Origin of the sequence: Albibacterium profundi (assembly GCF_042159835.1) — a bacterium.
Taxonomy (GTDB): Bacteria; Bacteroidota; Bacteroidia; order Sphingobacteriales; family Sphingobacteriaceae; genus Albibacterium; species Albibacterium profundi.
In genome coordinates, this window is sequence record NZ_JBBVGT010000002.1 from 1587051 (window position 1) to 1602030 (window position 14980).

General features: G+C 42.1%; 11 protein-coding genes and 1 tRNA gene. 4 read left to right on the plus strand and 8 right to left on the minus strand.

Annotated features, from left to right (window positions below; translation table 11 throughout):
• The first annotated feature begins 14 nt into the window (after positions 1-14).
• Positions 15-1178, plus strand: coding sequence for a formylglycine-generating enzyme family protein (locus tag WKR92_RS08550; RefSeq protein WP_375557410.1), 1164 nt, complete (start codon positions 15-17; stop codon positions 1176-1178).
• On the opposite strand, the gene WKR92_RS08555 is transcribed toward WKR92_RS08550, so the two are convergent.
• Both WKR92_RS08555 and WKR92_RS08560 read right to left on the minus strand, forming a co-directional pair.
• Entirely contained in the window at positions 1153-1728 is a 576-nt protein-coding gene (locus WKR92_RS08555; protein WP_375557411.1) for a DUF4833 domain-containing protein, read from the minus strand. The genes WKR92_RS08550 and WKR92_RS08555 overlap by 26 nt on opposite strands.
• Positions 1729-1740: 12 nt before the next feature.
• A complete protein-coding gene (locus WKR92_RS08560) occupies positions 1741-2307 on the minus strand; it encodes a hypothetical protein (protein WP_375557412.1) in 567 nt (188 codons plus the stop codon).
• A gap of 144 nt (positions 2308-2451) precedes the next feature.
• On the opposite strand from WKR92_RS08560, the gene WKR92_RS08565 reads away from it, so the two are divergent.
• Positions 2452-4071 carry a S41 family peptidase gene (locus WKR92_RS08565; RefSeq protein WP_375557413.1) on the plus strand — a complete coding sequence of 540 codons (1620 nt, stop codon included), beginning with the start codon at positions 2452-2454 and terminating at the stop codon, positions 4069-4071.
• Here WKR92_RS08565 and der read toward each other — a convergent pair whose 3' ends face one another.
• From der to WKR92_RS08590, 5 genes are all read right to left on the minus strand, one after another.
• On the minus strand, positions 4072-5373 hold the full coding sequence (gene der / locus WKR92_RS08570) for a ribosome biogenesis GTPase Der (RefSeq protein ID WP_375557414.1): 1302 nt from the start codon (positions 5371-5373) through the stop codon (positions 4072-4074).
• An 88-nt stretch (positions 5374-5461) separates the two neighbouring features.
• Entirely contained in the window at positions 5462-6151 is a 690-nt protein-coding gene (locus tag WKR92_RS08575; protein WP_375557415.1) for an SIMPL domain-containing protein, read from the minus strand.
• A 52-nt stretch (positions 6152-6203) separates the two neighbouring features.
• Positions 6204-7667, minus strand: coding sequence for an efflux transporter outer membrane subunit (locus WKR92_RS08580; protein WP_375557416.1), 1464 nt, complete (start codon positions 7665-7667; stop codon positions 6204-6206).
• Positions 7660-10812, minus strand: a complete 3153-nt coding sequence (locus WKR92_RS08585; protein ID WP_375557417.1) for an efflux RND transporter permease subunit — start codon at positions 10810-10812, stop codon at positions 7660-7662. Before WKR92_RS08585 ends, WKR92_RS08580 begins: the two co-directional genes overlap by 8 nt.
• Positions 10813-10877: 65 nt before the next feature.
• Positions 10878-12041, minus strand: a complete 1164-nt coding sequence (locus WKR92_RS08590) for an efflux RND transporter periplasmic adaptor subunit (protein WP_375557418.1) — start codon at positions 12039-12041, stop codon at positions 10878-10880.
• Positions 12042-12280: 239 nt separating this feature from the next.
• Here WKR92_RS08590 and WKR92_RS08595 point away from each other — a divergent pair, with 239 nt between their 5' ends.
• Together WKR92_RS08595 and WKR92_RS08600 are read left to right on the plus strand one after the other, a co-directional pair.
• Complete coding sequence (locus tag WKR92_RS08595) at positions 12281-13336, plus strand: sugar phosphate isomerase/epimerase family protein (protein ID WP_375557419.1); 1056 nt, start codon at positions 12281-12283, stop codon at positions 13334-13336.
• Between the two features lie 50 nt (positions 13337-13386).
• A complete protein-coding gene (locus WKR92_RS08600; protein ID WP_375557420.1) occupies positions 13387-14838 on the plus strand; it encodes an amino acid permease in 1452 nt (483 codons plus the stop codon).
• 67 nt (positions 14839-14905) lie between these two features.
• Here the strand turns inward: WKR92_RS08600 and WKR92_RS08605 are convergent.
• Positions 14906-14978: transfer RNA gene (locus WKR92_RS08605), tRNA-Met, on the minus strand.
• Positions 14979-14980: the final 2 nt, after the last annotated feature.

Here is a 14980-nt window from a genome sequence, read left to right on the forward strand (position 1 = left end):
TTGTGAGGATTATTATGATAAGAGCAAGACAGGCATTTTTATATCTTTTCGTCATATTGCTATTGATTGGCTGCAACCAAGGCGCTAAAAAAGATGGGGAACAAGCTGGTTTGCAAGATAGTATGGAAATGACGCATGATCATGCCGTGGCGGGACACGATCATGACCAGTGTGTTTCTGACGGAATGCCGTCGAGGGCCGTCGCTATTGCGAACTCCACACCGGTTGTAAAGGGTCTTGGCTCTGACAACGCCAATATGGTTTATGTATCGGGAGGTACATTTACCATGGGCTCTAAAGAGTTTACAGATAGCCAGCCTCTCCACGAGGTTAGTTTAGATGGCTTTTGGATTGATGAGCATGAAGTAACTAACAGGCAATTTTCACGCTTTGTGCAGGCTACAGGTTATCAGACGGTGGCAGAGCGACCGTTAGATCCAAAGGACTTTCCGACGGTGCCGCTTGATCTTTTGGTGCCCGGATCGGCAGTATTTACACCACCCGGTAAGCAGGCATCCCTTAATGATTATACAAACTGGTGGGCTTATGTGGCAGGTGCCAGTTGGCGCCAACCTGAGGGCCCGGGGAGTAGTATTGAAGGTAGAGAAGATCATCCGGTGGTTCACATAGCTTATGAGGATGCAGAAGCCTATGCAACTTGGGCAGGTAAACGGTTGCCAACTGAGGCTGAGTGGGAGTATGCGGCACGTTCGATGAATGGTAATAGCAAATACTATTGGGGTAATACACTTAAGCCGGGTGGTGATTGGGTCGCCAATATTTATCAAGGAAACTTTCCGATGACTGATAGTGGCGCTGACGGATATGTAGGCACTGCTCCGGTTAAGTCTTATCAGCCCAATGGTCTGGGAATCTATGATCTGGATGGCAATGTCTGGGAGTGGTGTTCAGATTTTTATAGACCCGATTATTATAAAGCCAGTCCAGCTGAAAACCCGAAAGGTCCTAGTGACAGTTATGATCCGGCAGAGCCTAATATGGTAAAGAGAGTTCAACGAGGCGGATCATTCCTTTGTAACGATCAGTATTGTGAGCGATACATCGCTGGTAGTAGGGGGAAAGGTGAAGTTAGTAGTGCTAGTAATAATCTCGGGTTTCGATGTGTTAGTGATGATCCACCACCAGAAAGAATTATTTCGGAGAAAAACGCTGGCTAACTTTCGATTTTGTTAAGGGGTCATATCCCAGTACTTCGATATACCGGACATTTGGTTTGAAATATGAACCGCCATCGATCCGAACAAAAATACGTTCCAGAACAATCTCCTTATTGTCTATCGCCGTATAGGCTTGGTACTTGTCCTTTTGTGAGTTGAATTTGACCGAAATTTCCAGGTCTTTATACGCCTGGAGTCGAATATCAAATGACCGATCACCCGTTTTTGTATGATGGACACCATAGGCAAACTTACGTTGTATAAAGCTTAAATCGGTGCGCTTTCCACCTTCCGCGTAGCGAATCCAGTGGGCTTTAACAGGTTGATCTTCATCAATTTTCCCGTCTTCCATGTTCAATGTATAAATAACCGTGTTGGTATTGGGATCTCGCTGAAGGTAAAAGAGTTGCTTTTCTTCTTTAGGAACAGGTAGCTCAGCTTTGTCTACCAGCTTGTCGATAGCGCCATCACCTTTGTCTTGAGCGTAGTTCTCTTCTACGATTACTATTGAACCAATGCAAATAAGTAGAGAAAAGACGATTATTTTCATAAATATATAAATTTAGGTCAATCTGTTCGCAATATTCGCCTCAATAGTATGATATAATTGAGCAGGCTTCAGGACTCGCCAGTTTAAGTCATCAAAATTCCCGCCAAAATTGATGAAGTAATCTATATCCGCGTGTTTGAACTCCTCGATGACATGTGGCCTAAAATTTACCCCAACAATCCAGCCGTCGTCCATATCTTGAAACCATTCTTCATAATAACTATCATCGGAACTATGGAAATTGAGGATGTTCTCGCCAATTAGTATAAACTTCTTAATATCATCCGCTAACATCAGGTCGATTACTTCACGTTTCAACAACATAATATCATTGTCGATTGTATCGTTCCATTCGCCAATCATTTCTATGATGGCATAGTTGTTCTCGTAATCAGCGTAGAGTATTTTTATGTATAAAGTGTCCGATCCGAAGTGGTCCCATTGGGGATGCAACAGAAAGTTGTAGACCTTTTTATCGTATTCAAATTCACTGTATTCTTGATTAAAAAACGGAGAACGTTCGTCTTCTGATGATATATAGTCATCTCTCCAGCGGTAAAATGGTTCAATTTCGTGCATATTTAAAGATACTAAAATATGATGCGAGTCAACAGCGAATAGAAAAATTAATTAATATCTTGAAAACTCATATTATTATTTGTGGTAGTCCACCTTTTTTATTAAACTATACAGAAGAAACGCTATTTTTGTTTGATTTCATCTATGCAAAATTCGACTAGAAAAAACTTGTTATTTGCCCTTGCCTATGCGGTTGTCTTGGCAATAGGTATACTTCTGGGTCAGAATTATGCAGATGAAAATCAGACCGTGGGCAATAATAGTTTTATTCCTCTCGGATTAACCGACAAGACCGGGAAGGTTCAGAAAACCCTGCAATTAATACAAGAACGCTACGTCGAAAAAGTCGTGTTGGACACACTCCAAGATGCGGCGATAATGGAGATGCTTACGCGGTTGGACCCACATTCAAGCTACCTAGCTCCACGTCAGGCTAGAGCCGTTGCAGAAAACCTTTCAGGTTCGTTTGATGGTATTGGGATCGAGTATTTTTCGGTCAATGATACATTGATTGTTACTGGGATGGTAAGCGGTGGTCCTGCAGAAGAAGCCGGTATATTACGTGGCGATAAATTAATATGGGTTAATGATTCGCTGATTGCTGGTGTAAATCGTAGTCGTCAAGAAATATCCGATTTGGTTCGAGGCAAACGCGGAACATCGTTAAACGTATGGATCAGTCGCGAAGGTAAGGAAATCGAGAGTCCGATTCAGATTAAACGAGATAAGATCCATATCAGTACAATTGATGCGGCCTACATGATTCGACCTCTTACCGCTTATATCAAAATAAAACGTTTCGGTGAACATACATCGGAAGAGTTTGAAGCGGCATTAGAAGGTTTAAAGTTAAACGGATTCGATAAGTTGATTCTCGATTTACGAGACAATGGTGGCGGTTACTTTTATTCGGCGCTGGCAGTGGCAGATCAATTCTTCCCAGCAGACAATCTACTTGTTTATACAGATGGTGCGAATGAGGAGCGCACGGACTATTATTCGACAGCTAACGGCGTTTATGAAGACGGTGAGCTGGTTGTACTGATTAATGAGAATTCTGCTTCGTCAAGTGAAATCGTGGCCGGAGCCGTTCAGGATCTTCAACGCGGCACAGTCATTGGTCGTAGATCCTATGGAAAGGGATTGGTCCAAGAACAATTTGACTTTGGAGATGGCTCTGCTCTGAATTTGACGGTTGCAAAATATTATACACCTTCGGGTAGGAGTATCCAGAAACCTTACAGAGAAGGTAAGGTCAATTATTTCAATGAACTGCATCAAAGGTTTTTAAGTGGTGAGTTGACCAGTCAGTCGATTCAGCAGACTGATTCCATTAGTCCTGATGGCGATGTTTACGAAAACGGTTCAGGTAAATTGATAACGGTTTCAGGAGGAATTATGCCAGATATTTACGTTCCCTTAGACACGACGGGACTTACACCGTTTTATCATACAGTTCAAGAACGAGATTTGATTCGAAATTTTATTTATCACCGACTTATTGACACTCCCCCTTCCTTTGCTATAGAAAATTTTATAGAAGATTACGACATTTCAAATGCCGTCTACAGGGAGTTTATTCAATTTGCCCGAAAGGAAGATGTTTCATTTAGCATCACCGAATCAAATCTTTCACGCGATATCATTGAAGGTGATATGAAGGCCATCCTGGGGAAATATTTCTTTGGAAACGAGGCTTGGTTCAAAGTGCGAAACCATCAAGACCCCAATATCTTGAGAAGCCTACAGGTTTTGAATGATTAATTATTTTTGTCTAAAAAATATATCAATGGGAACCCCTTCGAACCCAAAATGTTCCCGTAATTTATTTTCAATAAATCGCTTGTATGGATCCTTTACATATTGCGGTAAATTACAGAAGAATGCAAACATGGGTGACCGTCCGTTAATCTGTGTTACGTATTTGATCTTTATATATTTGCCTTTCGTAGCAGGAGGTGGATAGCTCTGAATAATAGGGAGCATGACGTCATTCAACTTCGAAGTGGAAATCTTCTTTGTTTTATTTTCGTAGACATTTCCGGCAGTTTCCACTACTTTCATGATACGCTGCTTCTCGGTTACCGATGTGAAAATAATGGGCACATCGACAAATGGAGCAATCTTTTCTCGTATTTGTGTTTCAAACTCTTTCGTGCTCTTATGATCCTTTTCAATGAGATCCCATTTGTTTACGATAATGACGATTCCCTTTTTATTCTTTTGAGCTAAGTGGAAAATATTAATATCTTGGGATTCTATACCCTCCGTAGCGTCCAACATAAGCAGGACAACATCCGCTTCTTCTAACGCTTTAATTGTTCTCATTACAGAGTAAAACTCGATGTCTTCTCTGACTTTACCCTTTTTCCTCAGTCCAGCCGTGTCAATCAGCAGGAATTCATGACCAAACTGATTATAATGAATCGCTATCGAATCTCGTGTGGTACCTGCATTTGGAGTGACAATATTCCTTACTTCGCCGACCAACGCATTAGTTAAGGAAGATTTTCCAACATTGGGTCTACCAACGATGGCATATTTTGGAAGTGTGCTTTCTTCTTCGGGCAGATCTTCAAAGTGCTTTACTACTTCATCAAGAAGTTCCCCTGTGCCAGAGCCTGTCATGGAAGAGATATTATAAATTTCGCCCAAGCCCAGGCTGTAGAACGTTGCAGCTTCGATATGTAAATTTGTATTGTCTACCTTATTAACAACAACGAATACTGGTTTTTTGGATCGTCTGAGCAAGTTAGCAATCTCGTCATCAAGATCTGTGATGCCTGTGGTTACATCTACCATAAAAAGAATCACAGACGCCTCATCAATGGCGATCAGAACCTGCTCACGTATGGCTGCTTCATAAATATCATCTGAGCCATGGACATAGCCACCTGTATCAATTACTGTAAAAGTCTTACCAATCCATTCTCCCTGTCCATAATGGCGATCGCGAGTTACGCCACTAAAATCGTCGACGATAGCTTTTCGGCTTTCAGTTAAACGATTGTAAAACGTTGATTTCCCAACATTTGGGCGGCCTACGATTGCGATGATATTTGACATATATGTTAAATGAAAAAGTCTGTATCTTTCTTTCGGCAAAGATACAGAAAAGAAAGATACAGACCGACTATAGTAAGAATTGCTTTTGTTATTTCATTAAAAAACTTACGGTTACTCGTGCATCAACTTCAATTTCTCCGGTAGCGATCGGATCTTGCATGCTAGAATCGGCTTCCGATTTGTACGCCATCATCATCGGTCGTGGCGACCCAACTTGCGAGCTGGTGTTATCATGAATAGTGAATGCAGGACCCACGGATTGGCCGAGTGCCCCCGCTAGGATGGCTGCTTTTTGCTTTGCATCCAACATAGCTTCCATACGGGCTTCGTCCTGAAGTTGTTCTAAATTGGAAGCCTTGAATTCAATATTTTGAATATTGTTTACCCCAAGGTCTACAAGACCGCTGATTAAATCTGTCAACTTATTTAAATCGCTCACGTGTACATTGATCGACTGTTGTGCCCTGAACATAGGAACGGGCTCTTTGTCCTTTACATATTCCTTATAAGGGTTTACATTCACACGCGTTGTTCTTATGTCTTTTGCATCGATGGATGAAGTCTTTAGAAAGGAAATCGCTTTTGCAACTATTGCGTCATTCTCTTTTTTTGCTTCCTGAAGGTCTTTGTGCTCGGTGACAATGGCAAAATTAACCTCTGCCTCGTCGGGTGCAATCTTGATGGTGTGCTCTCCGTTTACCGTGACTAGTGGCCTTTCTTGGGCAAATCCTGTCGACATAATTGTTAATAGAATTAATGTAGCTATTGTATTCTTCATGATTGTTTTTTCATGATTTCGACAATAATTATGCCTAATACGAACACATTGACTAATTCATATCCTGTTTGCTTTGCCATCCACCACCTAAAGCCCGATAAAGATCGACCCGAGCGAGCAACAATTGTTGTTTTAAACTAACTAGCTCCAATTCACTGTCGATGGCGGTTTTCTGTGCATTAATTATTTCCAGGTAGGTCGCACGTCCCGCTTTGAACAGTAAATCTGACTGCTTGATTCCTAGTTGAGCTACTTTTACGCGCTCTATCGTTATGTCATGCTCTTCTCGTAATTTTTCAAGGGTTATCAACGAATTCGTAATTTCATTAATAGCCGTTAATACGTCTTCTTGAAAATCTAGCTCTGCTTTATCACGCTCAAGCTTGGCAACCTCGAAATCTGTTTTAAGCTTTCGTCGGCTAAAAATTGGCTGAGTGATACTTCCGATAATCCCTCCGAAAAGTGAACCTGGGATACTTACCCAGTTGGATGGTAGCATGCTTAGTACACCTCCGGTTGCATCGATCGTTAAACTAGGATAGCGGTAAGCCTGTGCCACGCCTACCTCTGCATTGGCCGCTCTGAGTGCTAGTTCAGACGCACGTACATCGGGACGGTTGGTTACCATGTATAACGGTACACCAGCTGAAATGGAGTTTTCCAAAAAGTCCTCAAGCTTTCCCGAACGATCAACGCTGTCCGGCATTTGCCCGGCTAAAGCACGTAAAGCATTTTCTTGGATCGCAAGTTCCCGCTCAAGTTGTGGGATTAAGGACTGTGCGGACAAACGCTGTGAGCGCGTTTGTTGAATCGCTAACGAGGTTGTTTTTCCCGCATCGTATTGTAGTTGGATAATCCGTAACGTACTGTCCGTTAAGCGCAGATTTCGGTTCGCAACTTCCAATTGCGCATCGAGCATCAAAAGATTATAATAACCTTGGGCTATTTCTGCTACCAATTGTGTTTGGATTAGCTTCCTAGCCTCGTGTGTTTGCAGATAGCTGGCAGCTGCGCTCTCATTCTGTCGTCTGATTTTCCCCCATATATCGAGTTCCCAGCTGAGACTAACTCCTGACGAGTGTTGGGGTGTATAGGTATACATGTTTTTAGGAGGTTCTTTCCCTTTTTCTTCATACCACTTCTGCGTTGGACCTGAATAGAAATTCTCCGAACGAAAATCTCGATCTATCGTTGCTATATTACCATTGATTTCGGGTAAGAATTGAGCTCTGGCTTCGCGGTTGATTTGATCAGCGATTGCTATATTTTTCATAGCACGCTGAATATCGTAATTGTATACGATTGCTGTATCGATTAATGCCAGAAGAGTAGAGTCTTTAAAGAACTCATCCCAAGGGATATCTCCGATACTTATCGTATCAGCCGTTGCAGGGCCGTTTCGATACGAATCTGGTAAATTTAAGTCTGGTCGCTGATAGTCCTTGCCGATCCGACAAGCACTCAGTGTGACCAGTAAGCAGATCATTACAAAGAATATATTGCGTAATTTATTCATCTTCTTCCTCCTCGTCAGCGAATTTTAGCTTAATTTTTTCATCTAATTGTTGAAATATTAAATACAATACCGGGATAATAAATATGCCCAACACAACACCGAATAGCATTCCGCCAGCTGCACTGACACTAATCGAGTGATTTCCCTGTGCCGATGGCCCAACGGTCCACATCAATGGAATTAAACCCGCGACGAAAGCCAATGAAGTCATGAGAATCGGTCGAAGACGAAGCCGTGCACCTTCTTTGGCTGCATCAAATATGCTCGATCCCATTCTTCTTCTCTGAACCGCGAACTCTACGATCAGAATCGCATTTTTTGCTAGTAAGCCAATCAGCATGATCAAACCTACTTGTACATAAATGTTGTTTTCTAATCCCACTAAATTTACGCCACTATATACACCCACCAGGCCTACTGGCACAGAGAGGATAATAGCCAAAGGTAAAATATAGCTCTCAAACTGAATAGCGAGTAGGAAATAGACAAATAGGATGCTTAGTGCGAAAATCAAAAAGACCTCGCCGCCTGATTCTTTTTCTTCTAAACTCATTCCGGTCCATTCGTAACTATAATTAGCAGCAAGTGACTCATTGGCAACTTCTTCTATTGCGGCCATAGCCTCTCCGGTACTGTAACCTGAAGCAGGGGTGGCATTGATGGCTATCGCGTTAAATAAGTTGTAACGGTTTACGGTTTCCGGCCCCAATACGCGTTTCAATTTTATCAATGTATTAGCCGGGACCATATCCCCAGATTTATTTCGGACAAAAATCGACTTAAATGATTCCGGATCATTTGTAAATTGTGGATCTGCCTGCATGTATACACGGTATTGACGCCCAAAGCGTGTGAAATCCCCCGCTTGAGATCTGCTATAATAACCACGTATCGAGGTCATTAACGCTTTTGCGTCGACACCAAGAGCCTGAGCTTTCACATAATCGATATCTAGCTCATATTGTGGAAAATTTGCTTTAAACGGAGTAAAAGCATCCTCGATTTCTGGACGTTTAAGAACCTCGGCGATAAACTCATCCGCTACTTTACTGAATTCAAGAAATGGGCCGCCAAGACGATCTTGTAATACAAACTCCAATCCGCTAAAATCTCCAAAGCCCTGAACAGTTGGTCTCCCGTATACGCTAAATGATGCCTCGTGAATAGTGGACAGCTCGTTTCGTAACGTATCCATAAACTCGTTTATATCCTTGAGATCACCGCGGTCGCCATAGTCTTTTAAATTAATATAGCCAACTGCAAACGCTGAACTGGCATTCCCATCTATTGCGTTATAGCCTGAAATTGTCGTCATGCCATCTAGCTCGTCGCGTTGTTTTATAACGCTATCTGCCTTGCGCAGGACTTCTGTTGTTCGTGCTAATGAAGCTCCCGGTGGCATGGCCATCGAGAACGTGACAAAACTGTCATCTTCAGCAGGAATGAAGCTCGCTGGGGTTTTGGCCATCAAAAAGACACCAATAGATGTAATGACAACTAGACCCAGTACACTCAACCCTTTGCGTGTCATTAAGAAATCTAGTGACTTAACATAACGGTTGGTTAAACGCTCAAACGCATCATTAAATGCTTTGAAGAACTTGGTAATAAACCTGTTGAATTTACTCTCCTTGCGGGGCTTATTTTTCTTCCTTTTAAGGAGCATCATACATAGAACCGGGCTGAGCGTAAGTGCAGTTATAGCTGATATTAAGATAGCTGTTGCTAACGTGTACGCAAATTGCTGATAAAAGATGCCAGACGGACCAGACATGAGACCAACAGGAAGAAAAACCGCTGCCATGACCATGGTAATCGATAGGATAGCGCCTGTAATTTCACTCATAGCCGCGGCGGTTGCCTTTCGAGGACTCATACCTCCCTCCATTTTTTGATGGACTGCCTCGACGACGACAATAGCATCATCTACCACAATACCAATGGCAAGTACTAAGGCAAATAACGTAAGTACGTTGATTGAAAATCCAAATAAAAGTAGGAAGAAGAATGTTCCCACAAGTGAAACCGGAATAGCAATTGCCGGAATTAATGTTGATCTGAAGTCTTGCAGGAAAATGAATACAATCAGGAATACAAGCAAAAAAGCCTCAATTAGTGTGTGTTGTACTTGTGAAACAGATTCATCAATCTGTTCCCGCACGCTATAAGTAATATCATATTTAATTCCATTAGGAAAGGTCCCTTGTAGTCTATCTAATACTTTTCGAACCTCTTTGTCGATTTCTACTGCGTTTGAACCACTCGTTTGAACAACGTTCATTGTTAAACCGGGCATGCCGTTTACTTCGTTATCACTTCCGACGTTTGAGGCTCCAAACTCGATTCTGGCAACGTCCTTCAGATAGAGGACACTACCATCTTCATTAGTCCTGATAACTAGATTTTCGTAATCTTCTGGATTGCTGAATCGACCCTGATGTTTAAGTACAGTCTCGAAAACCTCATCGGATGATTCACCAAATTTCCCCGGAGCGATTTCAAAGTTCTGACTTTTAATGGCTGCTGTAATATCCTGTGGAACCAACCCATACAGTGCTAATTTCTCTGGATTTAACCAGGTTCGCATAGAATAGTTTCTAGCCCCGATCCGACTTACTTCTGCGACGCCGGATACTCTTAACAGTTCACGGATAATATTAATGGAAGCATAGGCCTGCAAAAATGTTTCATCGTAAATCTGCTCCGGGTGATCGCTAAACAGGTTAATGGTCATGATGACCCCGCTTTGTTTTGGCATAACGGTAATCCCTGATTCATTTACCTCTGCGGGAATATTGCTAGCTGCCTTCGATACGCGGGTCTGGACATTTACGGCCGCTTGGTCGGGATTAGTACCAGGTTCAAAGAAAACTGTTATGTTCCCTGAACCCTTATTACTTGCGCTCGATCGCATGTAAGTCATATGGTTCACGCCGTTAATAGCTTCTTCAAGTGGAAGAAGAGTACTTTCTGCCACGGTCTCAGCATTCGCACCCGGGTATGAAAGCGATACGCTGACGCTTGGGGGGGCGATCTCTGGAAATCTTGTAACAGGCAACTGCAACATGCCGACTATTCCCAAGATAACCAACAATATAGATATAACAGTAGCCATGACTGGCCTACTCATGATTGTCTTTATCATTCTTTCTTGTTTTAGACTAATAAATACCTAGTCTTGACATCGTTTGCGCGATCGTCATTAAGGAATTAAATGCTATTTGCGTTTTGTAACTGAGGGTCGATAATCATCCCTTCTTCTAATTTATCTAACCCTGATGTTACCACCTTGTCGTTTGGTTTTAGACCTTTGGTTACGATATAGTTAGACCCACTCGTGCCATCAACTTCGATCGCTTGCATCTTAAGGGAATTATTATCTTCTACTACATAGACATATCGAATGTCTTGCAGTTCAAGAACGGCTACTTGAGGGACAAGTAGCGAACCCGGTTTTAATTCTTCCATTTTTAATGTGCCGGTATTACCGTGCCGTAATATATTATCGGGATTTGGGAAGGTAGCTCGCAGCGATATTGCCCCTGTGGTGCTGTTAACTTGGCCGTCCACGGCGTCTACGATTCCTCGTTCTTTATATTCGCTACCATCCGCCAAAATCAGCCGGACATAAGGAATTAACGAAGTGTTATTTCTAATGTCCGTTGAATCTCCTTCACGGCCTTTCTTCGTAAAATAGAGGAAATCCGATTCGCTCATTGCAAAGTAAACATAGACTTCCCTCGTGTCAGACAAGATCGTTAAGGGTTGCGAATCTCCTTTACCCACCAGGTTGCCGATCCGTTTCGGTATACGACCTATATAGCCGCTTGTGGGGGCTTTGATATTGGTAAAATCAAGATTTATTTTTGCAGTTGCTACAGCTGCTGCTGCTTTTGCGACTGAAGCGGAGGCTACCTCCTTGTTAGATTGAGCAGTTTTCAATTGCACATCCGAGATCACTTCATTCTCAACAAGAGGTTCTAAGCTCTCGACCTCCAACTGGGCGTTCTCTTCTTTTGCTTTCTCAACTCGGGCTTCGGCTGCTGCATTTTTTAGAGCTTCTTGATATGGGGATGCATTAATTTTGAATAAATTTTGTCCCTCCTCAACATATGAACCCTCGTCGACATAGATTTTTTCAAGAATCCCCTCAACTTGTGGACGAATCTCCACATTCACTTTGCCTTCAATAGTTCCCAGGTAATCTTTGACGGTGACGGCTGTTCCCGTATCTATCTGATATACCGGCAGTGTTAGAAGTCGTTTATCTGCATCAGATGCTTTCGAATTACATGCGGGTAGCATGAACGCGGACAAGCCGGTAAATGCACTGATTATTAGAGCATTTCTGATTGCTCTTAGGTTTGTGTTCATAAAATTAACTTTTGTTCTAGTAGCTGTATTATCTATTTTGCGTACGTTGTTTTTTATTTAAATGCAAATTTGTTTTTATTATTTCTTCAGCCTTTTATATACATGATTAGTGCCATTTTTAATTTTGAATGAGTTTTATTTTTAAAGTTTTTTAGAATATCTTCCCTGTAGAGCCCTTTTTGATTATAAATTATTACTTTTAGGTCAATTAACTAATACATCTATTATAATTTGAAAAAATGCAGACAATTAAAGGACCTGGTATATTTTTAGCACAATTTTTAGGAGACAACCCACCGTTTGATAATTTAGAATCTATTTGCAAGTGGGCTAAAAGTATCGGTTTTGAAGGTGTTCAGATCCCCACATGGGCAAATGGATATTTTGATTTGAAGCTTGCAGCGGAGAACGTTGATTATGCACAGCAAATTAAAGGACAGATTAACGAGTGGGGGCTGTCAATAACCGAACTGAGTACGCATTTACAGGGCCAGTTAGTCGCAGTACATCCGGCCTATGATGAGATGTTTGATGGTTTTGCTCCCGCTGAATATCATAAAAAACCTAAAGCAAGAACAGAATGGGCTATTCAGCAATTGAAATATGCGGCCAAGGCCTCCAGGAATCTTGGTTTGGATGCTGTTGCTACGTTTAGTGGTGCGCTGCTGTGGCACACTGTCTATCCGTGGCCACAACGTCCAGCTGGCCTTGTAGATACTGGATTTAATGAGTTAGCTAAGCGTTGGTTGCCTATTCTAAACGAATATGAAGAATATGGAGTCGATCTATGTTACGAAATACATCCTGGCGAAGACCTGCATGATGGAGTAAGCTACGAGCGTTTTCTGTCGAAAGTTGACAACCACGCAAGGGCCTGTTTACTTTATGATCCGTCACACTTTGTATTACAGGGCATGGATTACCTAACCTATATCGATCATTACCACGAACGTATAAAAATGTTTCATGTGAAAGATGCAGAGTTTAATCCAACTGGTAAGCAAGGGGTATATGGTGGATATTCAGATTGGATAGATCGTGCTGGACGTTTTCGCTCATTAGGTGACGGACAGGTCGACTTCAAAGCGATTTTCAGCAAGCTAGCTGGATATGATTTCAAGAGCTGGGCGGTGATGGAATGGGAGTGTGCGATTAAACATCCTGAACAAGGTGCTATCGAGGGAGCGAAATTTATTGCTGATCATATTATTCGTGTTACGGATAAAGCTTTCGATGATTTCGCTTCAACGGGAAGCGATGAGGCTTTTAATCGCAAAATCCTAGGTTTAGATTAACCCTAATGCCTTAATTCTACAGATAGTTAACTTTTGTCTGAATAAACACATTGGAAAAAAACAAAGAATCTCAATCCGCCAATCGCGAGTTAAAAAGGGGATTGCTTAATAGGCATATTCAATTAATCGCTCTTGGCGGTGCTATTGGTACTGGTTTGTTTTTGGGGATCGGTCCAGCCGCAGTCCTAGCAGGCCCATCAGTTATACTAGGTTATGCAGTAGCCGGAATTGTAGCTTTTTTAATCATGCGACAATTGGGTGAAATGGTTGTTCAGGAGCCCGTAGCTGGCAGCTTCAGTCATTTTGCTTATCGTTATTGGGGGAAGTTTCCTGGCTTTGCGTCTGGTTGGAATTACTGGATACTTTACATTCTGGTGAGTATGGCAGAGCTTACCGCCATTGGTGTGTATGTGCAGTTCTGGTGGCCCGAAATCCCGTTATGGGTTTCGAGTCTTTTCTTTTTTTTCGTTATAAATGCGCTGAACTTAGCGTCCGTAAAGATATACGGAGAAGCGGAATTTTGGTTTTCTATTGTCAAAGTTGTCGCTATTATCGCGATGATCGTTTTTGGAGTTTACCTGTTGCTTAGCGGTGCAGGAGGGGAGCGAGCTAGTATTACAAATCTTTGGAACGACGGCGGAATGTTTCCTAAGGGATTGTTCTCCACAGGTGCGGAAGGGAATTATCAAGGCCTACTTTCAGCCATGGCATTTATTATGTTTTCTTTTGGCGGACTGGAACTCATCGGTATCACGGCTGCTGAAGCGGAAAATCCTGAAAAGAATATACCAAAAGCCACCAATCAGGTAATTTACCGGATTTTGATATTTTATATCGGCGCCTTAATCATTCTTTTCTCTCTTTCTCCTTGGCGGGAGATTACCACAGGAAGTAGTCCTTTTGTAGCCGTGTTTGATACTCTGAAGGGCTTTGAATTTACCCTGTTTGGAGAAACTTTCTATTTTACGAGTATCATAGCGAATGCGTTAAATATTATTGTATTAACCGCCGCTTTGTCGGTATACAACAGCAGTGTTTATTCAAATAGTCGGATGCTTTACGGCTTGGCGAAACAAGGGAATGCTCCGTCGGCATTATCAAAACTCAGTAAAAGCCATGTGCCTGTTAGGGCAATTCTGGTTTCTGCATTTTTCGCTGCTATCTGCATCGTCATTAATAAAATAATGCCGGAACAAGCGTTAGAAATATTGATGTCCCTAACGGTCTCTGCATTGGTTATCAATTGGTTTATTATCAGCATAACGCATCTGTATTTCAGGAAAGCGAAGATAAAGGAGGGAGTCCGCCCAAAGTTCTCTGTGTTTTGGTATCCATTTACCAATTACTTTTGCATTGTATTTTTACTTTCAATGCTCGGAATCATCTGGGTTACGGGAATGAAGACTTCAATTGAATTGATCCCTGTCTGGTTAATACTTCTCTACGTAAGCTATCGGGTTATGAAAACAAGTAAGGAGTCCGCAAGTAAAGAGTCCGCATAGTGAGCTAAAGAATCCGCAATAAAAAAAAGCCTTGCAAGTTGTTGTTAACATCTTACAAGGCTCTAGGTAGCGGGGACACGACTCGAACGTGTGACCTTCGGGTTATGAGCCCGACGAGCTACCAACTGCTCCACCCCGCACT

Coding starts and splice junctions, on each gene's coding strand:
- WKR92_RS08555 (WP_375557411.1), bottom strand. CDS start 1,728: ATGAAAATAATCGTCTTTTCTCTACTTATTTGCATTGGTTCAATAGTA.
- WKR92_RS08585 (WP_375557417.1), bottom strand. CDS start 10,812: ATGATAAAGACAATCATGAGTAGGCCAGTCATGGCTACTGTTATATCT.
- WKR92_RS08565 (WP_375557413.1), top strand. CDS start 2,452: ATGCAAAATTCGACTAGAAAAAACTTGTTATTTGCCCTTGCCTATGCG.
- WKR92_RS08575 (WP_375557415.1), bottom strand. CDS start 6,151: ATGAAGAATACAATAGCTACATTAATTCTATTAACAATTATGTCGACA.
- WKR92_RS08560 (WP_375557412.1), bottom strand. CDS start 2,307: ATGCACGAAATTGAACCATTTTACCGCTGGAGAGATGACTATATATCA.
- der (WP_375557414.1), bottom strand. CDS start 5,373: ATGTCAAATATCATCGCAATCGTAGGCCGCCCAAATGTTGGGAAATCA.
- WKR92_RS08550 (WP_375557410.1), top strand. CDS start 15: ATGATAAGAGCAAGACAGGCATTTTTATATCTTTTCGTCATATTGCTA.
- WKR92_RS08590 (WP_375557418.1), bottom strand. CDS start 12,041: ATGAACACAAACCTAAGAGCAATCAGAAATGCTCTAATAATCAGTGCA.
- WKR92_RS08580 (WP_375557416.1), bottom strand. CDS start 7,667: ATGAATAAATTACGCAATATATTCTTTGTAATGATCTGCTTACTGGTC.
- WKR92_RS08595 (WP_375557419.1), top strand. CDS start 12,281: ATGCAGACAATTAAAGGACCTGGTATATTTTTAGCACAATTTTTAGGA.